21 protein-coding genes are annotated in these 24,588 nt (G+C 66.7%); 8 read left to right on the forward strand and 13 right to left on the reverse strand.

From position 1 onward, the window contains the following. Positions 1-359 precede the first annotated feature (359 nt). A complete protein-coding gene (locus tag ACPTTF_RS22920) occupies positions 360-1,514 on the forward strand; it encodes a porin (protein WP_166951667.1) in 1,155 nt (384 codons plus the stop codon). 49 nt (positions 1,515-1,563) lie between these two features. Here ACPTTF_RS22920 and ACPTTF_RS22925 read toward each other — a convergent pair whose 3' ends face one another. Then, complete coding sequence (locus ACPTTF_RS22925; RefSeq protein ID WP_166951669.1) at positions 1,564-2,475, reverse strand: LysR family transcriptional regulator; 912 nt, start codon at positions 2,473-2,475, stop codon at positions 1,564-1,566. A gap of 139 nt (positions 2,476-2,614) precedes the next feature. Here ACPTTF_RS22925 and ACPTTF_RS22930 point away from each other — a divergent pair, with 139 nt between their 5' ends. Then, a complete protein-coding gene (locus ACPTTF_RS22930) occupies positions 2,615-3,631 on the forward strand; it encodes an aldo/keto reductase (RefSeq protein ID WP_423368334.1) in 1,017 nt (338 codons plus the stop codon). Between the two features lie 291 nt (positions 3,632-3,922). Continuing rightward, positions 3,923-4,663, forward strand: a complete 741-nt coding sequence (locus ACPTTF_RS22935) for a sulfite exporter TauE/SafE family protein (protein WP_423368335.1) — start codon at positions 3,923-3,925, stop codon at positions 4,661-4,663. 102 nt (positions 4,664-4,765) lie between these two features. On the opposite strand, the gene ACPTTF_RS22940 is transcribed toward ACPTTF_RS22935, so the two are convergent. Beyond that, positions 4,766-6,952 carry a hypothetical protein gene (locus tag ACPTTF_RS22940; protein WP_423368336.1) on the reverse strand — a complete coding sequence of 729 codons (2,187 nt, stop codon included), beginning with the start codon at positions 6,950-6,952 and terminating at the stop codon, positions 4,766-4,768. A gap of 479 nt (positions 6,953-7,431) precedes the next feature. Continuing rightward, positions 7,432-8,328: a LysR substrate-binding domain-containing protein gene (locus tag ACPTTF_RS22945; protein WP_423368337.1), complete on the reverse strand. Its 897-nt coding sequence runs from the start codon at positions 8,326-8,328 to the stop codon at positions 7,432-7,434. Between the two features lie 541 nt (positions 8,329-8,869). Here ACPTTF_RS22945 and ACPTTF_RS22950 point away from each other — a divergent pair. From ACPTTF_RS22950 to ACPTTF_RS22960, 3 genes are all read left to right on the forward strand, one after another. Continuing rightward, complete coding sequence (locus ACPTTF_RS22950; RefSeq protein WP_423368338.1) at positions 8,870-9,730, forward strand: peptidoglycan DD-metalloendopeptidase family protein; 861 nt, start codon at positions 8,870-8,872, stop codon at positions 9,728-9,730. Positions 9,731-10,232: 502 nt separating this feature from the next. Continuing rightward, the gene (gene bla, locus ACPTTF_RS22955) at positions 10,233-11,132 is read left to right on the forward strand and encodes a class A beta-lactamase (RefSeq protein ID WP_423368339.1); all 900 of its coding nucleotides are present in this window, start codon (positions 10,233-10,235) and stop codon (positions 11,130-11,132) included. A gap of 113 nt (positions 11,133-11,245) precedes the next feature. Continuing rightward, complete coding sequence (locus tag ACPTTF_RS22960) at positions 11,246-12,118, forward strand: LysR substrate-binding domain-containing protein (protein WP_166951688.1); 873 nt, start codon at positions 11,246-11,248, stop codon at positions 12,116-12,118. Between the two features lie 67 nt (positions 12,119-12,185). On the opposite strand, the gene ACPTTF_RS22965 is transcribed toward ACPTTF_RS22960, so the two are convergent. The 9 genes from ACPTTF_RS22965 to sapR all read right to left on the reverse strand — a co-directional run bounded on the left by ACPTTF_RS22965 (position 12,186) and on the right by sapR (position 20,117). After that, a complete protein-coding gene (locus ACPTTF_RS22965; RefSeq protein WP_423368340.1) occupies positions 12,186-12,521 on the reverse strand; it encodes a type 1 fimbrial protein in 336 nt (111 codons plus the stop codon). Between the two features lie 331 nt (positions 12,522-12,852). Continuing rightward, positions 12,853-13,107: a GlsB/YeaQ/YmgE family stress response membrane protein gene (locus ACPTTF_RS22970; RefSeq protein ID WP_423368341.1), complete on the reverse strand. Its 255-nt coding sequence runs from the start codon at positions 13,105-13,107 to the stop codon at positions 12,853-12,855. 129 nt (positions 13,108-13,236) lie between these two features. Then, positions 13,237-14,013: an ABC transporter ATP-binding protein gene (locus tag ACPTTF_RS22975; protein WP_166951697.1), complete on the reverse strand. Its 777-nt coding sequence runs from the start codon at positions 14,011-14,013 to the stop codon at positions 13,237-13,239. After that, positions 14,010-14,924, reverse strand: coding sequence for an ABC transporter ATP-binding protein (locus ACPTTF_RS22980; RefSeq protein ID WP_423368342.1), 915 nt, complete (start codon positions 14,922-14,924; stop codon positions 14,010-14,012). The genes ACPTTF_RS22975 and ACPTTF_RS22980 overlap by 4 nt, the downstream gene beginning before the upstream one ends. A 1-nt stretch (position 14,925) precedes the next feature. Then, positions 14,926-15,840 carry a nickel transporter permease gene (gene nikC / locus ACPTTF_RS22985; RefSeq protein ID WP_166951703.1) on the reverse strand — a complete coding sequence of 305 codons (915 nt, stop codon included), beginning with the start codon at positions 15,838-15,840 and terminating at the stop codon, positions 14,926-14,928. A gap of 66 nt (positions 15,841-15,906) precedes the next feature. After that, on the reverse strand, positions 15,907-16,977 hold the full coding sequence (locus tag ACPTTF_RS22990) for an ABC transporter permease (RefSeq protein WP_423368343.1): 1,071 nt from the start codon (positions 16,975-16,977) through the stop codon (positions 15,907-15,909). A gap of 10 nt (positions 16,978-16,987) precedes the next feature. Then, positions 16,988-18,589 carry an ABC transporter substrate-binding protein gene (locus ACPTTF_RS22995; protein WP_423368344.1) on the reverse strand — a complete coding sequence of 534 codons (1,602 nt, stop codon included), beginning with the start codon at positions 18,587-18,589 and terminating at the stop codon, positions 16,988-16,990. 61 nt (positions 18,590-18,650) lie between these two features. Further along, positions 18,651-19,214 (reverse strand): D-alanyl-D-alanine dipeptidase, encoded by a 564-nt coding sequence (ddpX, locus tag ACPTTF_RS23000; RefSeq protein ID WP_423368345.1) that lies wholly within the window; start codon positions 19,212-19,214, stop codon positions 18,651-18,653. Positions 19,215-19,241: 27 nt separating this feature from the next. Next, the gene (sapR, locus tag ACPTTF_RS23005) at positions 19,242-20,117 is read right to left on the reverse strand and encodes a sap1 transcriptional regulator SapR (RefSeq protein ID WP_423368346.1); all 876 of its coding nucleotides are present in this window, start codon (positions 20,115-20,117) and stop codon (positions 19,242-19,244) included. A 533-nt stretch (positions 20,118-20,650) separates the two neighbouring features. Here sapR and ACPTTF_RS23010 point away from each other — a divergent pair. Both ACPTTF_RS23010 and ACPTTF_RS23015 read left to right on the forward strand, forming a co-directional pair. Beyond that, positions 20,651-21,907, forward strand: coding sequence for an oxalate decarboxylase family bicupin (locus tag ACPTTF_RS23010; protein ID WP_423368347.1), 1,257 nt, complete (start codon positions 20,651-20,653; stop codon positions 21,905-21,907). Between the two features lie 88 nt (positions 21,908-21,995). After that, on the forward strand, positions 21,996-23,303 hold the full coding sequence (locus tag ACPTTF_RS23015) for an Nramp family divalent metal transporter (protein WP_423368348.1): 1,308 nt from the start codon (positions 21,996-21,998) through the stop codon (positions 23,301-23,303). A gap of 18 nt (positions 23,304-23,321) precedes the next feature. Here the strand turns inward: ACPTTF_RS23015 and ACPTTF_RS23020 are convergent, their stop codons facing one another. Continuing rightward, a complete protein-coding gene (locus ACPTTF_RS23020) occupies positions 23,322-24,575 on the reverse strand; it encodes a hypothetical protein (protein ID WP_423368349.1) in 1,254 nt (417 codons plus the stop codon). Positions 24,576-24,588: the final 13 nt, after the last annotated feature.

The raw sequence follows: 24,588 nt of genomic DNA on the forward strand, positions 1-24,588 counted from the left end.
CCGCGTGCGCGACCGGCACGCGCCGCGCATGAATCGAGGTGAAGCATGACTTCGTGAAGAAATGACGAACGGATGCGCATTGTGCCACCGATGCGCCACCTCTCGGGTTTACGCGGATGGCGGGCCGTCCTGCCGCTGCCGATAAGCCGGGTCAGGCAGTCTGCGCGGCAGGGCAGTTGGACGAGCGCAACGTTTTGCGCCGGGTTCACATACCCCGATGGACGGACGGTTTGCGACGTGACACCATTTTGTCCTCACGCGGCCGCACACCGCGTCGTCCGCCCTGCGGGCCACACATACAACAGATCAAACATTCGCCGGGCGCTCGACCTGCCCGGCCCCGGCTCCGGAGATCCGTCATGAAGAAGCACGTCATTTTTACCGCCGCGCTGGCCGCTTTCGCCGCGCCGGTCTTCGCCCAGAACAGCGTGACGCTGTACGGTGTGATCGACGAAGGCTTCAATTACACGAACAACGTGAACGTCAATGGGGTCGGAAAATCGAATTACCAGCTCGCGAGCGGCTATGCGCAGGGCAGCCGCTGGGGCCTGAAGGGCAGCGAGGATCTCGGCGGCGGGCTGAAGGCGATCTTCACGCTGGAAAACGGTTTCGACGTGAACAACGGCCGGCTCGGCCAGGGCGGCCGCATGTTCGGCCGCCAGGCATTCGTCGGGCTCTCCGAGTCGCGCTTCGGCACGCTGACCTTCGGCCGCCAGTACGACTCGGTCGTCGACTATCTCGCGCCGCTCACGGCCAACGGCAACTGGGGCGGCACGCTGTTCTCGCACCCGTTCGACAACGACAACACGGACAACTCGTTCCGCGTCAACAACACGGTCAAGTATGCGAGCGCCGACTGGAACGGCCTGACGTTCGGCGGCACGTACAGCTTCAGCAACAGCACCGGCTTCTCGAACAACCGTCAGTACAGCCTCGGTGCGCAATATTCGCTGGCCGGGCTGCAGGTCGCGGCGGCGTACCTGCAGGCGAACAACCCGGGTGTCGGCAGCGCGGGGGCGATCGCGGCGGATGACGCGAACTTCATCGCCGACCGCCTGCGGATCTTCGGCGGCGGCGTCAACTACACGTTCGGCCCGGCCACGGTCGGTTTTGTCTACACGAAGACGGACGTGAAGAATCCGGTGTCGACCGTCTACCTGCCGGCTTCGACGTTCGCCGGCCTCGGGCTGACCGCGACGAAGTTCCAGAACTTCGAGATCAACGGCAAGTACCAGCTCACGCCCGATTTCTATCTCGGCGCGCAGTACGTGTACACGGACGGCAAGTTCGATGCCGCGGCGGGGTCGTTCAAGCCGAAATACCACACGGTCGGCCTGATGGCCGACTACAGCCTGTCGAAGCGCACCGACGTCTACCTGCAGGGCGCATGGCAGAAGGTTGCCGGCGACAAGACCGGCACGGCGGCCGATGGCGGCTACGTGGTCGGGACGGACGGCCCGTCGGCGTCGTCGAACCAGTTCGCGGTGCGTGCCGCGATCCGCCACAAGTTCTGATGTTCTGATCGGGCGGTGCCGGGGCCGCGTGCTTCGGCGCCGGCTGCCGTCACGTCGCCCAGGGCGTGGCGCCGAGCGTTTCCGCGAGCCAGTCGACGAAGATCCGCACGCGCGGCGCGAGATGCCGCCCGGTCGGAAACACCACCGACACCGGCAGCGGCTCGGCATTCCATTCCGGCAGTACCTCGACCAGCGAGCCGTCGGCCAGCAGCGGCGCGAGCCCTTCGCGCGGCACCTGGATCAGCCCGAGGCCCGCAAGACAGCACGCGAGATACGCCTGCGAGCTGTTGACCGATACGACGCTGCGCATCTTGACCGCGTGCAGCTCGCCCGAATCCATGTCCGCATATTCCCAGTCCAGCTCACGGCCCGTGCGGCTCGAGACATAGCCGACCGCGACGTGGTCGGGCAGCTCGTCCGGCGAGCGCGGTGTGCCGTACCGTTCGAGATACGCGGGCGCCGCGCAGTTGACCTGCGCCAGTTCGCCGATGCGCCGCGCGACGAGCGACGTGTCGGACATCGCGCCGATTCGCACCGCGCAGTCGATCCCGTCGGCGACGAGGTCGACGAAGCGGTCGGTCGTGCCGATCACGACGCGCAGGTCCGGGTAGCGCGCGTGGAAATCCGGTAGCGCCGGAATCATCTGGTTCACCGCGAAGCGCTCGGGCAGGTCGACGCGGATCGCGCCGCGCGGCGTCGTGCCGGCGTCCTCGAACAGCGTTTCCGCGTCGTCGAGATCGGCCAGCAAGCGCATGCAGCGCTCGTAGTAGGTCGCACCCTCGGTTGTCAGCGCGACGCGCCGCGTCGTGCGCTGCAGCAGGCGGACTTTCAGGTGTTTTTCCAGATACTGGACGGCGTTGCTGACCGTCGGGCGTGGCAGTTGCAGCTGCTCGGCCGCTTTCGTGAAGCTGCCGAGATGGGCCACGCGCGCGAAGATGCGCATTGCTTGCAGATGGTCCATGCGGGGCGGGTGCGTTGGCGGATGGGGCAGGCTCCATTGTTAATCAGCGTCGAATGGTTTGGTTGAGTGTTTCGCATTTATCGTGCGCCGCGGTGCGTCCAGAATCCGGCCTGTCGATTCATCACTCGAGGAAACGGACATGGATACGCGTGAACTGGGCCGGTCGGGCCCGCGGGTGTCGGCGCTCGCGCTCGGCTGCATGGGGATGTCGGACTTCTACGGGCCGGCCGACCGCGACGAAAGCATCGCGACGCTGCACGCGGCACTCGACCACGGCATCACGATGCTCGACACCGGCGATTTCTACGGAATGGGCGACAACGAGATGCTGATTCGCGATGCGCTGCGCGGCCGCGCACGCGACCAAGTGCTGATCAGCGTGAAATTCGGCGCGCTGCGCGATCCGGCCGGCGGGTTTGCCGGCTACGACGCGCGGCCGGCGGCGATCCGCAACTTCGTCGCGTACTCGCTGAAACGGCTCGGCACCGACTACATCGACATCTACCGGCCGGCGCGCGTCGATCCGGCGGTGCCGATCGAGGAGACGATCGGTGCGATCGCCGATCTCGTGAAGACCGGGTACGTGCGCCATATCGGCCTGTCGGAAGCCGGCATCGACACGATCCGCCGTGCGGCGGCCGTCGCGCCGATTTCCGACCTGCAGATCGAATATTCGCTGCTGTCGCGTGGTATCGAGGCCGGGATCCTGCCCGCGTGCCGCGAACTCGGGATCGGCGTGACGGCCTACGGCGTGCTGTCGCGCGGGCTGCTCGGCGGGGGCTGGAGCACGGCACGGCAGGGCGAGCGTGATTTCCGCGCGGCGAGCCCGCGCTTCCAGGGCGAGAACCTCGCGCACAACCTCGCACTCGTCGACGCGCTGCGCGCCATCGCCGACGAGAAGGGCAGCAATCCGGCGCAGGTCGCGATCGCGTGGGTGCTGTCGCGCGGCGGCGATATCGTGCCGCTGATCGGCGCGCGCAAGCGCACGCAGCTTCAGGATGCGCTGCAGGCGGCAGAGATGCAACTAACGGTCGAAGACATCGCTCGCATCGAAGCGGCGGTTCCCGCCGGGGCGGCTGCCGGTGAGCGCTATCCGGCCGCACAGATGGCGCACCTCGACAGCGAGCAGGGGCGGGGGGGATCTCACGGGGACTGATCGGTTCAGATCGGCTTCTGTTTCGGAACGGGTGCGGTATTCGACTCGGGATCGGGTGCCGGGGCGGGATTTGGCAACCCGGATGCATGGTCCGGCCTCGCCTGCCTTGACGCCGGCGGCGCGTGTTTCGCCGGCCCGCGGCCCGTGGCCCGCGGCGCGACGACACATCGGCACAATCGCGCCACCGGCTCCGTCCGGCAAGCCCTAGCCAGCCTCAGGCAAAGCCAGATGGCGGGCGGCGCGATCGGGGTTCACCATCGGCGCCGTACTCAACCGGACGGAATGCCTGTCATGCACATTCATACGCTGACCATCATTGCGGTGGTGTTCCTGCTGGCCGGCGCGGTCAAGGGAATGATCGGGCTCGGCCTGCCGACCATCGCGATGGGGCTGCTGACGCTCGCGATGCCGCCGTCGGCCGCCGCGAGCCTGCTGCTCGTGCCGTCGTTCATCACCAATGTGTGGCAGTTGTGGCTCGGCCCGTCGTTCGGGCCGCTGCTGCGCCGGCTGTGGCCGCTGCTCGCCGGTCTGACGATCGGCACGCTGACGGGCGGGCTGCCCGCGCTCGCTACCGGCAGCACCTGGACGCACGCGGCGCTCGGCGTGGTGCTGATTCTCTACGGGCTGTGGGGGCTGGCCGCCGCGCGGCTGCCCGCGCCGGGGCGCCATGAAAAATGGCTGTCGGCCGTGGTCGGCTACCTGACCGGTGTCGTGACGGCCGCGACCGGTGTGTTCGTCGTGCCGGCCGTGCCGTACCTGCAGGCGCTGCGGCTGTCGAAGGACGACCTGATCCAGGCGCTCGGGCTGTCGTTCACCGCATCGACGATCGTGCTCGGCCTGCAGTTGCGCGTGACGGGGGCGCTGGAGACGGTCGATCTCGGCGTGTCGGCGCTCGCGCTCGTGCCCGCACTGGCAGGCATGGCCGGTGGGCAATATGCGCGGCGCGTGATGAGCGAGAAGGCGTTCAAGCGCTGCTTCTTCGTCGGGCTGATCGTGCTCGGCGCGTATATGGCGGCTTCGGGGTGGCTGTGAGCGGGCATCGCCGGCGTGCGTGATGCCCGCTGTCCGTGACGATCCCGAAGCCGGTTTCGACAACCGGCTTCGGGCGCATTCACCGGACGTGGGTCACAGCGCTCAGGCCGGGTCGGCGTACTTCAGCGTCCACCCGAACGTGCGGGTCGTGCCCGTGCCGAGTGCGAACGGCTTCGTCGTGCACGCGAAGTTCGAATGCAGCTGGCCGATCGGCGTCGTCGACAGCGGATTCGTCGTGCCGTTCACCGTGTCGAAGGCGGACAGCGCGCAGTTGTCGAACCCGGACGCCGCATAGCCGGTTGCGGCACTGTTCGCGTACGTGACCGACACGCCGTCGCCGTTGGCCTGCGTCGACGCGAAATCCGCGAACGACGTGAAGTCCGTCTCGACCGACAGGTTGCCGGTGAGCGTGCCCGTGCTCAGCGTATCGCTGCGTGAGACCGAGCCGTGCGCGAACGTCAGCACCGTGTGCACCTGCAGGTCGAGATCCGTCGTATACGCCGCGTTCTTCGATGCGAGCCGGAACTTCGCGGTATCGAACGACACGATCACCTGCCCGTTGCCTTGCTGGACATTCAGGTTCTTGTAGTACGTGACGGGAATGTAGGTCTTGCCGTTGTACGACACCTGCGGAATCAGCAGCGCATAGCCGAGATCGGTCGTGCCGTAGGTCAGCTTGTCGGAGGACGGCACCGGGTAGTACGGCGTGAACGAGTTGTAGTCGGGCGCCTGGCTGAGGTTCAGGTTGATCACGCGCCGGCCGTCGCGCACGGTCACCAGCGCCGCGCTGTACGGATGCGCGGGATCGTTCGGCTGGTTGTACCAGGTGAGCGTGTAGTGCGGCAGCGCGTCGAGCCACGCGTTGTAGTCGGCATCGGCCATCGGCGCCTTGCCGCCGAAGCCGAGCTTGTTCCACCACGCGTTCACGTACAGGTACTGGTGCAGCAGGCTGAAGTTCTCGCCCATCACGCGCGGCTTGCCGCGATACGCGTCCGTGCCGCGGCCCTTGACCCACATGTTCACCGACGGCGTCGGCAGCGACGGGTCGTACCAGAACGTGTCGAAGCGATGCGCGGCCTTCGAGATGAACGTGTACGCGACCTGCTTCTCCTGATCGGACAGCACGCCGGCGTTGGCGGCCGCCGTCAGCACTTCCATGAACGCGGAATCGCCGTACGGGCCGATCGAGCGGCCGTAGTTGAAACCTTCGCCGTCGCCGTTCAGCTGCGGCAGGATCAGGTCGACGGACTTGCGCAGATACCCCTTCAGTTCCGGTGTGAGATTCGCTTCGTTGCCCATCTCGAGCGTGCGCTCGGTGACTTCGCCGATCAGCAGCGTGCTGTAGCGGTCGAAGCGCGCCTGGTCGTAATAGGTCGTGTGCGTGTTCGACGCTTCGTCCGAGAACCCGCCCGACGAGTCGTTGCGGATGTGGTTCGTGAGCGTGTACAGCAGCGCGTCGCGCGCGCCCATCGTCGCGACCGACGGATCGGTCTTCGATGCGAACGACGGGCTGCTCCAGCCGAGCTTCTGGCGCAACCCGGCAATTCCGTAGGACACCGCATAGTAGTTCTGCGCGGTGTTCAGCGACGCGATGTCGATCGGCGTGCCGGCGGCCGGGCACGTGTCGACCTTGCCGCTCGCGTCGGGGCCGAACATGTCGCAGAACCGCAGCCGCTGCTGCAGCGTCGCGAGCATCGCGTCGCTGAAGACTTCGTTGAGCATCCCGTGCGCCTTCAGGTTGTTCAGCGCGACGAGATAGTAGTACTCGCCCCAGGACGTATTCGCATACGTGTAGTTGCCGCCCGACTGCGCCATCATCGCGGTCGTGATCGTCTGGTACGTCGCGAGGTAGCTTGCGTATTGCGGATCGTTCTTCGACTTCATGTCGATCAGGATGTACGACAGGCCGAGCGCGAGCTTGCCGGGCAGGAATTTGTCGCCGGTGTTCGTGTCGAGCACGTGGACCGGCGTGCCGTCGCCGAGATCCATCACGACCTGCGTGAAGTCGGGCGACTTCCGGATCAGGTCGAACAGCGCGCGCATCTGGCCCATCATCGTGATCGGCGTATCGGTGCCGGCCGGCACGCTCGTGTCGGCCGCGCCGTAGACGAGCGCCTGCAGCGAGCTCGCCGCGAGCGTGGCGGCGGGCGGCGACGTCGGCGTCGAGTTGGACGGCGGGGACGACGAAGACGGCGGATCGGTGATGTCGTTGCCGCCGCAGGCACTGACGAACACGACGGAAAGGGCGCTGAGCGCGGCGCCGAGCGCGAATCTGCTGCGCGGATGCATTGTGTCTCCAGTTTGAATAGTGATGAGGAACGGGCGGGTGTGACCGTTGCCGCGCTCGATGCCCGTGCCTGGTCTCCGTCTTGAACCCTGATCCCTGAAGACGGACGGCCTGAATCACCACTCGAGCGGGCAAGCGTTCTCCCTGCACGGGCCGTGACCGGCGTCGCGCGAATGCATTGGAAAACGTTTTCCAAATTTAGGCATCGAGCGACATGATGTCAATGAACTTTCACGCTGGATGCGCCGGGACAAACCCGGATGGTGGAAAGGAACGAACGGAGCGCGAGCGTGGAATATCGCGAAAATTACCGGGATTTTTTCGGATGAGATGAAGTGCAGAGCGGGATGTCGACGCGGACGCGTCGAGCAGAAGGGTTATCCAGCGATGTGCGTTTGCCAGAATTTTAAAGAAAACGTTATCCATAAGGATCGAAGCGAATCGTGTGGCGCATCGCGACATCGACCGCGAACGGCGTGCGTCACTGCAGCGTGGTTTCGCCGGACAGGAACGCGACGAACTCCCGCGTGTATTTCGGCAGCGCGTCGAACGATCGCGCGCACAGCTTCAGTCGGCGGTGGCTCCACGGATCGGACAGCTCGACGAGTCGCACGTCCATCGTTTGCATTGCACGCTCGGCCGCATGGCGCGACACGATGCCGATGCCCACGCCGCTGGCGATTACGCGGCAGATCGCATCGAAGCTCTTCAGTTGCACGCGATAGCGGATCCGCTTGCCGAGCGCGCGCGACTGGTCGGCGAGATGCACCTGCAGCGCGCTGCCGTCGGTGAGGCCGATGAAGTCGGCATCGGCGATCGTGTCGAACGCGACCTTGTCATGCGACGCGAGCGGATGCGCGGCCGGCACGACGACGATCAGCCAGTCCTCGCGGAACGGCTTCTGTTCGAGCCCGCCGAGCCCGACCGAATCGGCGACGATCCCGACCTCGGCCGTCTTGTTGCGGATCGCATGCACGATCTCCTGGCTCGAGCGCTCCTCGACGCTGATCGACAGCTTCGGATGATGCGGCAGGTAATCGGCCAGCGCATCGGGCAGGTATTCGCTCAGCGACGCGGTGTTGCACAGCAGCCGGATATGCCCGCGCAGCCCCTGGCCGTATTGCTGCAGTTCGCCGCGCATGTGGTCGATCTGCTGCAGCACGGTGCGCGCGTGGTGTTCGAGCGCACGGCCTGCATCGGTTGCCTGCGCGCCCGACTTGGTCCGGTGCAGCAGCGGTACGCCGAGCTCGTCCTCCATGCCCCGGATGCGCTCGCTCGCGGCCTGCAGCGTGATGTGGGTCCGCTCGGCGCCGCTCGTGATCGTGCCGGCCTCGCAGATGTTCAGGAAGAGCCGCAGGTCGGTCAGGTCGAAGCGCATGATGGGTGGGGGCGATCGTATTGGAATGGCCGATAAGTTAGCAGGGAACCGCAACCGTGGTCTCAGGCGCAGCCTGAGGCCCGATTCGCCGGTTCCGCATTTTCGGGGCGCGATCGATGGCGGATCATGGCCGCACATCAACCGGGGAGCCTGTCATGCGGATCGATTCGTCGTGGGGCGTGTCGTTCAAGATCGCGCTGCACGTGCTGTTCCTGTGCATCGGCATCGCGTGGGCCTGTTCCGAACTCGCCGCGTGGCTGCGCTGAGCGGCGCGGCGGACGCGCGCCGCAGTGGGCGTGGGCGGTAATCGCACGCTTCGTGCCTATCGAAACAGATCCGCCATAGTTTCCTGAAACGAAAATTCTTCCGTTTTCGCGCAAAAGACCATCAAGTTTTTCTGGATCGGACCGTATTACCGGTAGCGAATGCCGGCCGGCATCCGGTTCGTGATCGTTTGTCATCATTGTTTGCATCCGGTTACACGTCGGCCGTTCCGTTTTTGAGATGCTTGAAAGATTGTCAAACCGGAGTCGGATCGTCCATGAAAACGCGCGAGATTCACCGTCACGCGGCGTGGCTGCCAGGCCTGGCAGCCGTGCTCGTCATGGCCGGTTGTGCAGGCACGCAGTCCGTTCCGCCGAGCGACACGCAGGCGGGACAGCCGTCGCCGTCGAGCCCGCTCGCCATTGCGCCGTCGGCCGCCACCCCGCCTCCGGCGCCGATTCTCGTCGCGCAGAAGTATGTCGTGAAGCGCGGCGACACGCTGACGGGCATCGCGACCGCGAACGGCTGCAGCGTGGCCGACCTGCGCACCTGGAACAAGCTGGGCGCGAACGGCAGGCTGCGCATGGGGCAGGTGCTGCGCATCGTCAAGCAGCAGCCGTTGCCGCCGCCGGGCTCGGGCGGCACGCAGGTGGCCGCCTCGTCGGCCACGAGCAATGGCGCAGGGAGCAACCCGGCATCGGCGCAGGCCACCGCGTCGACCGCGAACGACCGTCAGGTCGTCAAGGAGACGAAGCGGCATGCAGGCGGTGTCGCGCTCAAGTGGCCCGCCAGCGGCAAGATCGTCGACGGGTTTCGGCCGGGGCAGAACCGCGGCATCCAGATCGCCGGCAGGCCGGGCGACCCGGTCCGCGCCGCGGCCGACGGCCGCGTGATGTACGCCGGCACCGGCCTGAACGATTACGGCAGCCTGATCATCGTCCAGCACAACGCGGATTTCCTGACCGCGTATGCGCACAACCGCAAGCTGCTCGTGAAGACGGGCGACATCGTGCGCCAGGGCGACGAGATCGCCGAGATGGGCGATCTCGACAACTCGCGTGTCGCGCTGCTGTTCGAAGTGCGGCGCGACGGCAAGCCGGTCAATCCGATGCCGTATCTGCCTTCGTCACAAGGGTAAAGCAGGGCCGTTTCGCTGGAACGTGGCGGCGGTCGCTGCTACGCTAGGGTCTGTTTACATATGGAACGCACATGCGAATGCCCGAAATCGCTCGTAGGGCAAGGAGTGAGGAGCGCCGTTTGGCCGCGCCAAACAAGCGACGAGCGACGCCGCCATACGGGCGATTTCGGGCATTCCCGTGACATGAATTTTTTAATTTGGGGTTGCCACGAGAACGGCCGCTCGCCGCGTTGCGCTCCTTGCGAATACGTCAGTATTCGCGGCGTCGCGCGCCTCGCGAGCGGCCGTTCTCGTGGCAACGCATGCGCGTTCCATATGTAAACAGACCCTAGGGTCTGTTCATGCGAGTCCCGCGCGTCGCGGGGCCGACGGTCGTCTTTCGGGGATGCGCGGCGAATGCCGTCGCGGGCCGGCCGCCGGCGTGAACGGGCGCGCCGTTTCGACGCGCGCCCGCGTCGCTTCGTGCCACCGTTTCCGACAGAAGACAGAACCCACCTCATCCATGGAACACTCTCCGACACGCCGCTCGCTGTTGCTTGCCGCCGTAGCCGCGCCGTTCGTCGCCGCGTGCACGTCCGCGCCGGTCGCCGACCAGGGGCGCGCGCACACCGCCCAGGCCGAACTGACCGCGCTCGAGAAGGCCTCGAATGGCCGGCTCGGTGTCGCCGCGCTCGATACGTCGAACGGCGTGCGCATCGCTCACCATGCGCGCGAGCGCTTCCCGCTGTGCGGCACGTATGCCGTCGTCGCGGCCGCCGCGATGCTCGCGCGCGGCTCGCTCGACGCGTCGCTGCTGCCGCGCCGCATCCTTTACCGCCGCTATGAAGTCGTGTCGGGCTCGCCGATCACGGAAAGCCACGTCGACACGGGCATGACGATCGAGCAGCTGTGCGTGGCGATGCTGCAATCGGGCGACAAGGGGGCCGGCAACCTGTTGATGGGCGTGCTGGGCGGCCCGCAGGCCGTCACGTCGTTCGCGCGCACGAGCGGTGACATGTCGTTCCGCCTCGATCACTGGGAACCCGAACTGAACAACGCGGCGCCCGGCGACGAACGGGACACGTCGACACCGGTCGAGATGGTCGACACGCTGCAGCGGCTGCTGCTCGGCAACACGCTGCACGAACCGCAGCGCGCGCAACTGACGGAATGGATGGCCGGCGGCGCGCGCGGTGCGACCGGCATCGCGGCGGGCGTGCCGCCAGGCTGGCGCATCGCAGGCAAGGCCGGCACGGGCGGTTACGGCACGACGACCGACATCGCGGTGCTGTGGCCGCCGTCGCGCGCGCCGATCGTGATGGCCGTGTCGTTCACGCAGCCGCAGGCCGCCGCCGCGGCCCGCGCGGACGTCGTCGCGTCGGCGGCGCGTATCGTGGCGGGCGCGCTCACCGCGACGGCCTGAGCGACCCGCGCCTCGCGCCTCGCGCAAAACCGGCGTTTGGCTTATCGTGTCGGACAGCGCGCGCCGGGGTCGGCGCGCGGTCCTTCCGCGCCGTTTTTCCGTTTGCCTTCTTCATGCGCCGACTTCCGCCCCTGCACGCGCTGCAGATCTTCTCGATGGTGGCCCGCCACCGCAGCTTCACGCGCGCGGCCGAGCAGCTGTGCATCACGCAGGGCGCGGTGAGCCGGCAGATCCAGACGCTCGAGGCGCATTACGGTTTTCCGCTGTTCAAGCGGCATGCGAAGGGCCTCACGCTGACGGCGGAGGGCGAGCAGTTGCTGCCGGTCGTCAACGAGAGCTTCGCGCGGATCGAAGATATTTCGATGAAGCTCACGCGGCAGCGCACCGATCTCGCGCTGAAGGTGCCGACCTGCGTGATGCGCTGGATGCTGCCGCGCATCATGCGCTTCCAGGGCGAGCATCCCGATCTCCACGTGCAGATCACGACCGCGTGGCAGCACGTCGTCGATTTCTCGACCGAGCCGTTCGACGCGGCGATCGTCTACGGCACGCCGCCGGGCGCAGGCGTGTTCGCGCTGCCGCTGTTCGACGAACGGCTGACACCCGTATGCGCACCCGAATTGCGGCAGGCGTCGCCGCTCGACTCGGTCGGCGATCTTGCGCGTCATACGTTGCTGCATCCGACCCGCGACCATCGCGACTGGCGCGCCTGGCTCGATCACGCGGGCGAGCGCAGCGTCGATCCCGCACGCGGGCCGACGTTCGACACGCTCGATCTCGCGACGAACGCGGCGATGCAGGGCTTCGGCGTCGCGATCGGCGACGTGACGCTCGTCGACGACGACGTCAGCGCGCGCCGGCTCGAACGGCCGTTCGACATCGTGCTCGAGACGGGCGCGCGCTACTTCTTCGTCTATCCCGAGAACATCGGCAACCAGCAGAAGATCCGCGCGTTCAGCGACTGGATCGCACGCCATCGCGATTGACTGGCGAAGCGCACACGTGCGCCGAACAGGTCACGGAACCCGTCGGGTGCCGCGCCGGCGAACGGCTTTACTGGTAGGTCACGACGGCGATCATCGGTGCCTGATTGTTGCCGGGACGGTTCGGTAAAACGATTGCGCGCGAGGCCTGAGTAAAGGTCGTGGTCTTGATGGCCTGCTGGCTCGCTGCGTCGACGAACGCGATCTGGCCGGTTGCCGGGCGCGGACAGTCGGGGCGCACGTGCCCACGGGCGAGATCGGTCGTATCGAGCGCGAACGAGCAGGGCGGCTCGACGATCATGCCGGAGAAGTGGATGACGCCGGACGCGCCGGCGGCAAAGGACGAGGAAGTGGCCAGAAGCGAGGCAGCCAGGGCGAACGAGGCGGCGATATGGCGATGCTTCATGACAGGCTCCAGAGAGGAAGCGCGTCGCAGCGGGGCCGCTCGGGTGGCAGTCCGTCAACGCTGCGATGCTGTATGCGTAAACGGCAAAACCATTGGACCTCTTGAATGAAAAAATCGAAATAATGGCTATAAGCAAACGATTGCGTATTGCTTAAACCAATGTAGGCCGAATCTGCGCAAGCGCAAGTCAGGGAAATGCCGGGTGGCATAAGATCGAAGGACGAACGGTCGTCATGACCGTTGTGTGGGCAACGGCCTTGTGCCGCCCGGAAAGCAAAACGGCCGCTCGGTATCGAGCGGCCGTTTTGCGTCGGAGCCGAAGGTGCGCGGTTCAGTTCATGCGCTTGCGTACCGCGCCGACGATCACGAGCAGCACGATCGCGCCGATGATCGACGCGATCCAGCCTGCGCCCTGGCCCGGCGCGTACCAGCCGGCGGCACGGCCGACGTAGCCGGCGAACAGTGAGCCGACGATGCCCAGCACGATCGTCATCAGGATGCCCATCTTGTCGTCGCCGGGCTTGAGCGCGCGGGCGAGGAGGCCGACGATGAGCCCGACGACCAGGGTTTCGATGAATTGCAGCATGAACGCCTCCCTATTGCGGTTGAGCTGTTGACGAAAGCAAATTGACCCGTGCGGCGCACAAGGGTTCCATGCAGCGGCAAGCCGGCGCGTGGCGTGGCGAGTATCGCATGGCGGCGCGACGTACAAATGTCACGCGGCCGGCGCGCCCGGCGCAGGCTCGAGACGGCGATAGCCTTCGGTTGCGTTCAGCAGCGTGCGTGTGTAGTCGCGCGCAACCTGCCCGGCGCGCACGTCCTCGATCCGGAGCTGCTCGACGATCTCGCCATGCTGCATCACCGCGACGCGCTGGCACAGGAAGCCGATCACCGCGAGGTTGTGGCTGACGAGGATCATCGTCAGGTTGCGTTCGCGATGCAGCCGGCGCAGCAGGTTCAGGATCTCGGCCTGCACCGACACGTCGAGCGCGGACGTCGGCTCGTCGAGCAGCAGCACGCGCGGCTCGACGATCAGCGCACGCGCGATCGCGACGCGCTGCCGCTGGCCGCCCGACAGCTGATGCGGATAGCGGAAGCGGAACGTGGGGCCGAGGCCGACTTCGGACAGCGCGCGGGCAATGCGCGCATCGGCGTCGCGAATCCCGTGGATCGACAGCGGTTCGCGCAGCGTCTGGTCGACCGTGAAGCGCGGATGCAGCGATGCGTACGGATCCTGGAACACCATCTGCACGTGGCGGCGAAATGCGCGGTCAGGCGTGCCGCCGACGGGGCGACCATCGATCGACAGGTTGCCGGACGCGAGCGGCACGAGGCCCGTCAGCGCGCGCAGCAGCGTCGATTTGCCGGAGCCCGATTCGCCGACGAGCCCGAACACCTCGCCGTCGCGCACCGCGAAGCTCGCGTCGCGCACGGCGTCGACGTGACCCGTGCGGGTCGGGAAACGGATCGATGCGTGATCGACGTCGATCATCGTGCGGGCTCCTGTCGATCGGCGGGCGTGCCGGCGGGCGGCGCGGGATCGAGCCACGCCGGATCGCGCCGCAGCACGGGCAGTTCGTCCGGCGGGTTCGCGAGCGGCGGGTTTGCCGCGAGCAGCCCGCGCGTATAGGGATGAGACGCGTGGCGCAGGTCGCGCGCGGCGCAGGTTTCGACCACGCGGCCCGCGTACATCACCGCGACGCGATCGCAGAACGACATCACGAGCGGCAGGTCGTGGCTGATGAACATCAGGCCCGTGTCGTGCCGCGCGATCATCGCGTCGAGCACCGCGAGCACCTGCATCGACACCGCGACGTCGAGCGCGGAGGTCGGCTCGTCGGCGATCAGCAGGCGCGGGCCGGTCGACACCATCATCGCGATCATCACGCGCTGGCCCATGCCGCCCGACAACTCGTGCGGATACGCATCCGCCACGCGCGCCGGGTCGCGGATCTGCACGGCCTCGAGCGCGGCGACGATCCGCTCGCGCAGCGCGCGGCCGCGCAGCCCGGGCTCGTGCAGCCGGAATGCCTCGCCCATCTGCTTCGCGACCGTCATCACCGGGTTCAGCGAATATTTCGGGTCCTGCAGGATCATGCCCATCTGGCTGCCGCACAGCCGCCGGCGTTCGCCCGGCGACATCGCGAGCAGGTCGCGGCCCGCGAAGCGCATCGTGCGCGCCGACCAGCGTGCGGCGTCGGGCAGCAGGCCGAGCAGCGCGCGGCCCGTCAGCGACTTGCCCGAGCCCGATTCGCCGACGATGCCGAGCCGTTCGCCGGGCGCAAGCGTCAGCGACAGGTCGCGCACGGCGTCGGTGACGGTGCCGTCGTGCCCGCGAAAGCCGATCTTCAGGCCGTCGATTTCGCACAGCGGTGCGGGCGCGGTGTTGGAATGCATCGGCATGTCACGCTCCATGGCGGGGATCGAAGACGTCGCGCAGCCCGTCGCCGAGCAGGTTGAATGCGAGGCTCACGAGCAGGATCGCGATGCCGGGCAGCGTCGCGACCCACCACGCGTCGAGCAGCACGTTACGGCCCGACGCGACCATGAAGCCCCACTCGGGGCTCGGCGGCTGCGCACCGAGGCCGAGGAAGCCGAGGCCCGCGACGGTCAGGATGATGCCGGCCATGTCGAGCGTCGCGCGCACGATCACCGACGACATGCACATCGGCACGATGTAGCGCAGCAGGATGCGCGGGCCCGATGCGCCCTGCAGGCGCGCGGCGTGGATGAAGTCGGCCTGCGCGATGCGGATCGTCTCGGCGCGCGCGAGCCGCGCATACGCGGGCCACGCGGTGATCGAGATCGCGACGACCGCGTTGATCACGCCGGGCCCGAGCGCGGCCGCGAACGCGAGCGCGAGCACGATCTTCGGGAACGCGAGCGCGATGTCGGTGACGCGCATCAGCGCGCTGTCGACGAAGCCGCCGCAATAGCCGGCCGTCGTGCCGATCGCAAGCCCGATCGGCACGACGATCACGACGACGAGCAGCGCGATGCCGAGCGTCAGGCGCGAACCGTCGATCAGTCGCGAGAGGATATCGCGGCCGAGCTGGTCGGTGCCGAACCAGTGCGACGGCGAGCCGGGCGGCAGCAGCCGGTCGGACAGCACCTGGCGCAGCGGATCGTGCGGCATGATCAGCGGGCTGACGATCGCGACGACGATCAGCGCGACGAGGATCGCGAGCCCGAACAGGTTGAGCGGATTCGTGGCGAAACGGCGCCAGCGTCGGTACGCGAGGCCGAATGCGGCCTGCGAGCGCGATGCGGGCGCGTCGGATAGCAGCCACGCGCGCAGCGTGAGACGCTCGGCGTTCATGATTGGACGACCTTCGGCATGAGCGAGGAAAGAAACAGGGTGGAGGCGGTCATGTCGGGGCGGCCCTCAGCGCGCACGCGGATCGAACACGCGGTACAGCGCGTCGGTCAGCAGGTTGACGGTGATGAACATCGCGCCGATCACGAGCGTCGCGCCGAGCACCGCGTTCATGTCGGCGTTCAGCAGCGCGCCGGTCAGGTACGAGCCGAGCCCCGGCCACGCGAACACGATCTCGGTCAGCACCGAGCCTTCGAGCAGGTTGCTGTACGTGAGCGCGATCACGGTGAGCAGCGGCACGGCGATGTTGCCGAACGCATGCCGCCAGATCACGCGCCGCTCGGACAAGCCTTTCGCGCGTGCGGTGACGATGTATTCCTGGCTCAACTGGTCGAGCATGAACGAGCGCGTCATGCGGCTGAGATACGCGACGGAGTAGTAGCCGAGGATCGCGGCCGGCAGCGCGATGTGCGACACCGCGTTGCGGAACACGTCCCACTCGCCCGCGAGCGCCGCGTCGATCAGCAGGCTGCCCGTGCGCGTATCGACCATCCCGTCGTACACGGGATCGAGCCGGCCCGGCCCGCCGACCCAGTGCAGGCGCGCGTAGAACAGCAGCAGCCCCATCAGGCCGAGCCAGAACAACGGCACCGAATTGCCGATCAGCCCGACGAAGCGTGCGATGTGATCGATCGGCCGGTTGTGCTTCACGGCGGCCGCGACGCCGAGCGGCACGCCGATCGCGATGCCGATCAGCGTCGCGATCGTCGCCAGTTCGAGCGTGGCCGGGAACACGCGCTTGATGTCGTCGAGCACCGGGTTCGCCGTCAGCAGCGACATGCCGAGATTGCCGTGCAGCACATCGCGCGCATAGATCAGGAATTGCGTGACGAGCGGCTTGTCGAGCCCGAGCGCGATGCGTTCGGCCGCGTACGCCTCGGCCGATGCGCGATCGCCGAGGATCGCGAGCACGGGATCGATCGGCACCTTGCGGCCGATCACGAACGTCAGCGCGAGCAGCCCCGCGAACGTGACGGCGAGCGTGAGCGCCCAGCGCAGCACGCGCAGTGCCCAGCGCACGGCCGGTTGCCGCGCGGGCAGCGTGCGCAGTGCTTCGAGGGAGGAGGCGGGAGTCGACATGCGGCGAATCTTATTGCTTCTTCAGGTTGCGGTACGACACGAGATCGTTGATCGGCCCGACTTCGAGCCCGCTCACGCCGGGCCGCGTCGCGACCTGCGCGACTTTCTCGAACATGATCACGAACGGCGAGCGCGCGAGCATGTCCTTCTGCATCGCCTGATACCGTTGCGCGCGTTTCGCGGCGGTCGGTTCGGCGAGCGCGGTGTCGGTTTCCTTGGTCAGTTGCGGGATGTCCCAGCTGTTGCGCCAGGCCAGCATTTTATAGCTCGACTTGTCGGAATTGTCGGGATTCCACGCAAAACCCTGCGCGTTGCTGTGCGGATCGATGTAGTCGGCCGACCATTCGCCGATGTAGATGTCGTGCTGGCGCGCGCGGTATTTCGCGAGCGTCTGCTTGTTGTCGCCGGGGATCAGCTGCACCTTGATGCCCGCCTGCGCGAAGTTCGCCTGCACGGCCTGCGCGATTTCGGTGTACGGATAGTCGTTGCGCACGTCCATCGTCACCGAAAAACCGTTCGGCACGCCGGCCTTCGCGAGCAGCGCCTTCGCCTTCGCGACATCGAGCTTGTACGGGTTAGCGTTCAGCGTGCCGAGGAAGCCTTCAGGCAGGAAGGTCTGGTGGACCTTGTAGGTTGTCTTCACCACGTTGCCCTGGATGCCGGCATAGTCGACGAGCCACTTCAGCGCTTCCTGCACGTCGGGCTTCGCGAGCGTCGCATTCTTCGTGTTCAGGCCGAGATACAGCAGCGTCGCCTGCGGCGATGCCGTCACCTTCGCCTTGCCGGATTTCGCGACCGACGCCAGATCGTCGGGGCTCAGGTCGCGCGCCGCATCGACATCGCCGTTCTCCAGCAGCAGGCGCTGGCTCGCGGCTTCGGGCACGTGGCGCAGCACGATGCGCTTCATCGCGAGCGGCAGCCGGTAGCCGTCGAAGCGCTGCAGCACGACGCTGTCGCCGGCGGTCCACTTGACCAGCTTGTACGCGCCGGAGCCGGCCTCGTTGGTCTTCAGCCATGCGTTGCCGAAGTCGCTGCCCTGCTGGTGCGACAGCAGCAGCTTCCTGTCGAGCACCGACGCGGGCCATGAGCCCAGCACGTTCAGGACGAAGGTCGGCGCGTACTTCTGGTCGGTCGTGACCGACACCGTCAGGTCGTCGAGCTTCTTCACATTGGCGACGACGTTCGCCTTCGTGAGCCCGATGCCGGTCAGCACGGCGGCCGGGCCCTTGTCGAGCAGCACCGCGCGCTGGATCGACCAGGCGACGTCGTCGGCCGTCAGCGGATTGCCCGAGTGGAACTTGAGCCCGGGACGCAGCTTGAACGTATAGGTCAGCCCGTCGGTGCTCACCGTCCACGACAGCGCGACGTCGCCGTTGAATTTCGACGGATCGCGCAGGTCGACGCGCACGAGCCGGTCGTACGTGTTCGCGACGTATTCCTCCGGCACCAGCTCGTAGATCTCGCCCGGGTCCAGCGTCGTGAATTCGTCGAGCAGCGTGGCCATCACGAACAGGTCCTTCGGCGTTTCCGCGCGCGCGGCGGAAAGCGGAACGGCGGCGAGAACCGATGCGGCGGCCAGCGCCGCGACGAGTCGGGATGTCAGGGGTTTCATCTGCGCTCCATGTGTCGTTGAAGTCGTTGAACGTGAACGGTGAAGAGAATGCGTATGGCCATCACATCAGCTGCCACGGGCCGCTTGCCGCGTTGTCGATCTGCGGCAGCGCGCGAGAGCCGGGCAGTTCGTAGTGCCACCACTCGCTGTCGATGTGCGCGAAGCCGGCCGCGTGCATCACGCCGAGCAGCAGCAGGCGGTTGCGTTGCACGGCTTCGGGCAGCCCCGCGTGGAAGTGGCCGGATGCGGCGACCATCTCGTCGAAGCCGGTACCCATGTCGAGCGGTTCGCCATTCGCGCCGACGAGCGTCAGGTCGAGCGCGGTGCCGCGGCTGTGATTCGAGCCGCGGCCGAGATCGGCGATGAAGTTCGGATCGGGCAGGAAATCCCACAGCACCTGTTGCGCCTGCGGCGGCCGGTACGCGTCGTAGATGCGCAGCGTGAAGCCGGCCTGCGCGGCGACGTCGACCGCGCGGCGCAACGCCGCTTCGGCCGGTTCGAGCAGCAGGCAGTGCGCGCGGCGGTAGATCGGCTTGCCGGTCAGGTTGCGGTCGGTCGCGTAGACGAGGTCGATGTCGACGCGATGCGTGGCGGGCGTGATTTCGACGAGGCGGTGGTCGTTCATCGGCGGTTCGGGTTCGGTCGGGTTCGCTCAGGATTCGAATTGGTCGAACGTGTGCTGCAGTTCGCGGTTGCGCGCGACGCGCCGGTCGATCGCGGGGCCGAGGCGATCGACCACGGACGTGATCAGCAGGTTGAACAGGCAGGTGAGCGGCGCAAGCGAATCCCAGAACTGGCCGACGTCGGTCTTCACCTGCAGCAGGTCGGCCGGCCATTCGCGTGCCCACGGGCACGACAGGTCGGTGACCAGCGCGAACGGCTGCCCGCGCTCGGCGGCCGCCTGGCAATAGCGGCGCGCGCTGCGCGAATACGCGCGGGTGTCGGTGACGATGCAGTACGGCCGCTCGAATTCGGAGTTCAGTGAATCGACGTACGAGCCCGACTGGCCGTCCGAATAGAACACACGCGGGCGCAGGTATTCGAGATAGCTGCTGAACGCGTTGCTGATCCCGCGCGTCGACTGGATGCCGAGGATGAATACCGCATCCGCATGCGCGATCCGGTCAGCCACCTGGGCGAACACCGGGCCTTCGGCGAGGCGGTACACGTGGCGGATCGCATCGAGCTCGCGTTCGAGCGATGACGCGAGTGTGCCTTCGTTGCCGTTTCCGTGTGCGGGTTGCGTACCCGCGGCGCGGCGGTATTCGTCGAGCCGGTCGGTGATCATCCACGGGCGATCGCCGCCGCCGCGCAGCTCGCGTTTCAGGTCGTCGAGATTGCGGTAGCCGACGCTGCGCAGGAAGCGCCCGACCGAGATGCCGCTGGTGCCGGCCTGCTGCGCGATCTGGTCGGCCGTTTCGAGCCCGAGCCGGTCGAGGTTCGCGAGCATGTAGCTTGCGATGCGCTTCGCGGTCGGCGTGAGCGCGGCATAGCGGGATTCGACGGTACGGGCGAACGCGCAGGTCATCGGCTGTTAGATCGTTGTCGTCTGATGATCGAATGTCATCCATCTAACGAAGCCAAAATCATTCGCGCCAGCGGATAAAAACTATGGTGTGAGGATAGGTGATAGGGTCGGAAGTGTGTTCGAGGGGGAGGGGCGGTCGCACGCCGGAAGGGCATGCTTTATCTCTGTCAGGAATATTTTGCGTTTATGCCTGACAGGCATGTTGACCGAATCGAATCGCGATCGTCCGTTACGTGTCTCCATCTCCTCTTGCCGTCAATCGCACATCACGACCGGGCGCGGTCGTATTGCCGCATTCAACGGATCTGACCGATTTGCCGACCGCTATCCCCGCCTGCGATCCCGCTGCACCGCAATAATTACAAAATTAAAGTCGATCAGCTTAAATCATTAATTCAGGTTAATAATTCATTTAAATTATTCGTCGAATTGTATTTAACTTGCGTGACGGGATGTTCGATTTTCGATAATCCGAAAAACGGCATGTGTTCCGTAATGGGAATTCACTTGATCGCAGGAATGAAGGAGAAGTCATGACGAATCTTTCTCGACGCAAGATGCTGGCGAATACAGCCGGCGCCATTGCTGCCGCGGGTATCGCGGTATCGGCGAAGGCCGCCTCGTTCGGCAATCCGGACCGTCCGCCGGAAGGTGCGGTGAATGCGAGTAACCGCCAGAGCCTGACCGATCCGGGGCCGAAAAATCCGGCAATCGCCAATCAGTTTCCGTCCTTTCAGGATCCACCGGCCACCGATATCAACGGCATGCCGTTATTCTGGGCCTCGTTCAATAATGCCCATAAAAGAATTCAAAATGGCGGATGGGCGCGCGAAGTCACTCAGGACGATTTTGCGATTTCCGAAACCATTTCCGGCGTCAACATGCGCCTGACGCGCGGCGGCATTCGCGAGATGCACTGGCACCAGCAGGCCGAGTGGGCCATCATGCTCGACGGCCGCTGCCGGATCACGGTGCTCGACGAACTCGGGCGGCCGTCGGTACAGGACGTGAAAACCGGCGATCTCTGGTATTTCCCGCCCGGCCTGCCGCATTCGCTGCAGGGCCTCGGCACCGACGGTGCCGAATTCCTCCTCGCGTTCGATAACGGCCGCGCATCCGAATTCAACACGCTGCTGCTGACCGACTGGGTCGCGCACACGCCGCCCGACGTGCTCGCACTCAACTTCGGCGTGCCGGCCGAGGCATTCAGGAACATTCCGCTCGACAACCTGTGGATCTTCCAGGGCGACGAACCGGGCCCGCTCGCGGAAGCCCAGCGCGCGTCGGCGTCGTCGGCAGGGGCGCCGCCGCATCCGTTCATCTTCTCGCTCGGCGACATGAAGCCCGTCAAAAAGACCCGCGGCGGCGACGTGCGGATCGCGGACAGCACGAACTTCAACGTGTCGACGACGGTCGCGGCGGCGCTCGTCACCGTGCATCCGGGCGGCATGCGCGAGCTGCACTGGCATCCGAACGCGGACGAATGGCAGTACTACCTGCAGGGCGAGGCGCGGATGACCGTGTTCGACACGGGGCCGAAGGCGCAGACGGCCGACTTCCGCGCGGGCGATGTCGGCTACGTGAAGAAGAGCCTCGGGCACTACGTGCAGAACACCGGCAACACCGATCTGGTGTTTCTCGAGATCTTCAAGACCGACCGCTATGCGGAAGTGTCGCTGTCCGACTGGCTCGCGCATACGCCGCCGCAGCTCGTCGAAGCGCACCTGAACGTCGCGCCGGACGTGATCGCGCAGTTTCCGCGCAACCGTCCCGACGTCGTGCCGCTGTAACGCCGACGCCGCGGCCGACCCGCGACATGCCGGCCGGCCGCGGTGCCCGAACTTCAGGAAGCCTTCCTCATCCGAACGGAACCCCATCATGATTCCCGTCCCGAGCAAACCTGCCGGCGGCTTCGCGCTGCCGGGCCTGTCCACCGGGCACACCGACGGCGCGGCGCGCGCCGCGCTGGAAGGGCGCCGCACCGGCGTCGTCGCGCTGCTGCCGTTCGTCGGCCCGGCCGTGATCGCGTCGATCGGCTATATGGACCCCGGCAACTTCGCGACCAACATCCAGGCCGGCGCCGCGTACGGCTACCGGCTGCTGTGGGTCGTGCTGGCCGCGAACGCGATCGCGATGCTGTTCCAGGCGATGTCGGCGAAACTCGGCATCGTGACCGGCCGCAATCTCGCGGAGCTGTGCCGCGACCGGTTTCCCGCGCCGGTCGTATGGGGCATGTGGGTCGCGTCCGAGATCGCCGCGATGGCGACCGATCTCGCCGAATTCCTCGGCGGCGCACTCGCATTCGGGCTGTTGTGCCACCTGTCGCTGTTCGCGGGGATGATCGCGACGGCGCTCGCGACCTGCGCGATCCTCGCGCTCGAAAAGTGCGGCTTCAGGCCGCTGGAAGCCGCGATCGCGGCGCTGGTCGGCGTGATCGGCGCGTGCTATCTCGGCGAACTGCTGATCGCGCCGCAGGACTGGCACGCGGCCGCGTTCCACCTGGTCGTCCCGCAGATTCCGGATCGCGCGGCGCTGACGATCGCGGTCGGGATCATCGGCGCGACGATCATGCCGCACACGCTGTATCTGCATTCGGGGCTTACGCAGAATCGCACCGCGCCGCGCGACGACGCGGAGCGGCGGCGGCTCGTGCGCTTCTCGAATCGCGAGGTCGTCGTCGCGCTCGGGCTGGCCGGGTTCGTGAATCTCGCGATGGTGATGATGGCGTCGTCGGCGTTTCACGCGAACGCGCCGGGCATGACCGACATCGCCGACGCGTATCACACGCTGATCCCGGTGTTCGGGCCGGCGGCCGGCGCGCTGTTTCTCGTCGCGCTGCTGACGTCCGGCGTATCGAGTTCGGTGGTCGGCACGATGGCCGGGCAGGTCGTGATGCAGGGTTTCATCCACCGCCGCATGCCGGTCTGGGTGCGGCGCGCGGTGACGATCGCGCCTGCGTTCGCGGTGGTCGCGCTCGGCTGCGACGTCACGCGCGCGATGGTCGCGAGCCAGGTCGTGCTGAGTTTCGTGCTGCCGATCCCGATGATCGCGCTGCTGATGCTGTCGGCGCGTGCGGACGTGATGGGGGCTTACGCGATGCGGACGCCGCTGCGGATCGTCGCCGGTGCGGCGACGGTCGTGATCGTCGGGCTGAATGCGTACCTCGTGTGGGCGGCATTCAATTGACCGGCAGCCGGCCGCCGCCTACTGCTGCATGTCCGGTGCCTCGCGCAGCCGCCAGATCGCGTTGCACTGCTGGCCGCCGAGGCTCGTCGAGCGCAGCGTGATGACGGTGCCGGCCGCGATCCGATACGAGAAATGCGCCATCAGCTCGGTGCCCTTCCGCTGCGACTGCCCGTCGACCAGCACTTCGCACAGCAACGGCGATGGCGAGCCGGACGGGTGCGTGACGTACACGTTCAGCCGCGCGATGTCGCGTGTCGCGGTGAACACGACCTCGTGGTTCCCGCTGCCGATCAGCATCGTGCCGCCGGGTTCGTCGATCGCCTGCAGGTAGGCGCCCGCGCTTGCCTCGATTGCCGCGGCCGCAACGGTCAGCCCGGCCGAGCGCACGTAGTCGGTCGCCGCGATGCGCGCGGCGGCCGCGTCGGACTGCGCCGGGGTGCCGTCCGACAGCGCGAATGGCACACCGTCGCGCAGCGCGGCGTCGATGTGGTTCGCGTAGTAGCGCCAGCGGTCGAGGAAGCGGATGTCGCCGGTCATGTGCAGCGCGCGGATCGGCTCGCCGTGATACCGGAGCGTCGTCGTGCCGGTGCCTGCGTCGAATGCTTCGTGAATGCCGTACTTGCTGACGAAGTTCTGGACCGGATCGAGCAGCGCGGTTTCGCCCTGGGCGCTCCACAGGTGCAGGAACGTCGTATCGATTCCGAAGCACTCCTGGAAATCGGTGCCGATGCGGGCGATGCAGTCGCGCAGGTGGCTGGCGTAGCGTGCCCACGCGTCGGCGGTTCCGGCAACGAGCCCGGCCTGCAAGGCGCCGCCGTGGCGTGCGGAGACTTCGTCGACGACGAGGCGCCAGTGATGATCGCGCCGCTCGCCGATCAGCGGCGTGACGACGAACGTGCAGAACAGCGGGTCGGGGCAGGCGTGGAGCCGGTCGTCGCCGATCTGCGAGAACAGGTCGAACCCCGGCGCGCAGAACCAGATGTCGGCGTCGTACAGCGCGAGCTTGCGGATCTGCGGGTTGCGTGCGCAATATTCGGCGGCCTCGATGAAGCGGCCGACCGGCAGCGCATACGCACCCGACGCGTCGATCACGTCGACCGACTGGCTCGCGAGGATCTGCCGCTTGCGTTCGGAGAGCCCGTAGCCGATCACCGCGATCCGCCCGTCGTAGCCGGTGTGCCGCAGCGACAGCAGGAACGGCACGAGCATTTCATACCAGGCGCGGTTGTTGTCGTTGATCGCCACGCAGACCGCGTGTTCGCTCGAGTGCATGTTCTCCCCCCGT

Source organism: Burkholderia crassaminum, from assembly GCF_964265005.1.
GTDB lineage: Bacteria > Pseudomonadota > Gammaproteobacteria > Burkholderiales > Burkholderiaceae > Burkholderia.

Excerpts from the sequence above, each read along its gene's own strand:
- ACPTTF_RS22920 (WP_166951667.1), top strand. The coding sequence starts at position 360 with ATGAAGAAGCACGTCATTTTTACCGCCGCGCTGGCCGCTTTCGCCGCG.
- ACPTTF_RS22925 (WP_166951669.1), bottom strand. The coding sequence starts at position 2,475 with ATGGACCATCTGCAAGCAATGCGCATCTTCGCGCGCGTGGCCCATCTC.
- ACPTTF_RS22930 (WP_423368334.1), top strand. The coding sequence starts at position 2,615 with ATGGATACGCGTGAACTGGGCCGGTCGGGCCCGCGGGTGTCGGCGCTC.
- ACPTTF_RS22935 (WP_423368335.1), top strand. The coding sequence starts at position 3,923 with ATGCACATTCATACGCTGACCATCATTGCGGTGGTGTTCCTGCTGGCC.
- ACPTTF_RS22940 (WP_423368336.1), bottom strand. The coding sequence starts at position 6,952 with ATGCATCCGCGCAGCAGATTCGCGCTCGGCGCCGCGCTCAGCGCCCTT.
- ACPTTF_RS22945 (WP_423368337.1), bottom strand. The coding sequence starts at position 8,328 with ATGCGCTTCGACCTGACCGACCTGCGGCTCTTCCTGAACATCTGCGAG.
- ACPTTF_RS22950 (WP_423368338.1), top strand. The coding sequence starts at position 8,870 with ATGAAAACGCGCGAGATTCACCGTCACGCGGCGTGGCTGCCAGGCCTG.
- bla (WP_423368339.1), top strand. The coding sequence starts at position 10,233 with ATGGAACACTCTCCGACACGCCGCTCGCTGTTGCTTGCCGCCGTAGCC.
- ACPTTF_RS22960 (WP_166951688.1), top strand. The coding sequence starts at position 11,246 with ATGCGCCGACTTCCGCCCCTGCACGCGCTGCAGATCTTCTCGATGGTG.
- ACPTTF_RS22965 (WP_423368340.1), bottom strand. The coding sequence starts at position 12,521 with ATGAAGCATCGCCATATCGCCGCCTCGTTCGCCCTGGCTGCCTCGCTT.
- ACPTTF_RS22970 (WP_423368341.1), bottom strand. The coding sequence starts at position 13,107 with ATGCTGCAATTCATCGAAACCCTGGTCGTCGGGCTCATCGTCGGCCTC.
- ACPTTF_RS22975 (WP_166951697.1), bottom strand. The coding sequence starts at position 14,013 with ATGATCGACGTCGATCACGCATCGATCCGTTTCCCGACCCGCACGGGT.
- ACPTTF_RS22980 (WP_423368342.1), bottom strand. The coding sequence starts at position 14,924 with ATGCCGATGCATTCCAACACCGCGCCCGCACCGCTGTGCGAAATCGAC.
- nikC (WP_166951703.1), bottom strand. The coding sequence starts at position 15,840 with ATGAACGCCGAGCGTCTCACGCTGCGCGCGTGGCTGCTATCCGACGCG.
- ACPTTF_RS22990 (WP_423368343.1), bottom strand. The coding sequence starts at position 16,977 with ATGTCGACTCCCGCCTCCTCCCTCGAAGCACTGCGCACGCTGCCCGCG.
- ACPTTF_RS22995 (WP_423368344.1), bottom strand. The coding sequence starts at position 18,589 with ATGAAACCCCTGACATCCCGACTCGTCGCGGCGCTGGCCGCCGCATCG.
- ddpX (WP_423368345.1), bottom strand. The coding sequence starts at position 19,214 with ATGAACGACCACCGCCTCGTCGAAATCACGCCCGCCACGCATCGCGTC.
- sapR (WP_423368346.1), bottom strand. The coding sequence starts at position 20,117 with ATGACCTGCGCGTTCGCCCGTACCGTCGAATCCCGCTATGCCGCGCTC.
- ACPTTF_RS23010 (WP_423368347.1), top strand. The coding sequence starts at position 20,651 with ATGACGAATCTTTCTCGACGCAAGATGCTGGCGAATACAGCCGGCGCC.
- ACPTTF_RS23015 (WP_423368348.1), top strand. The coding sequence starts at position 21,996 with ATGATTCCCGTCCCGAGCAAACCTGCCGGCGGCTTCGCGCTGCCGGGC.
- ACPTTF_RS23020 (WP_423368349.1), bottom strand. The coding sequence starts at position 24,575 with ATGCACTCGAGCGAACACGCGGTCTGCGTGGCGATCAACGACAACAAC.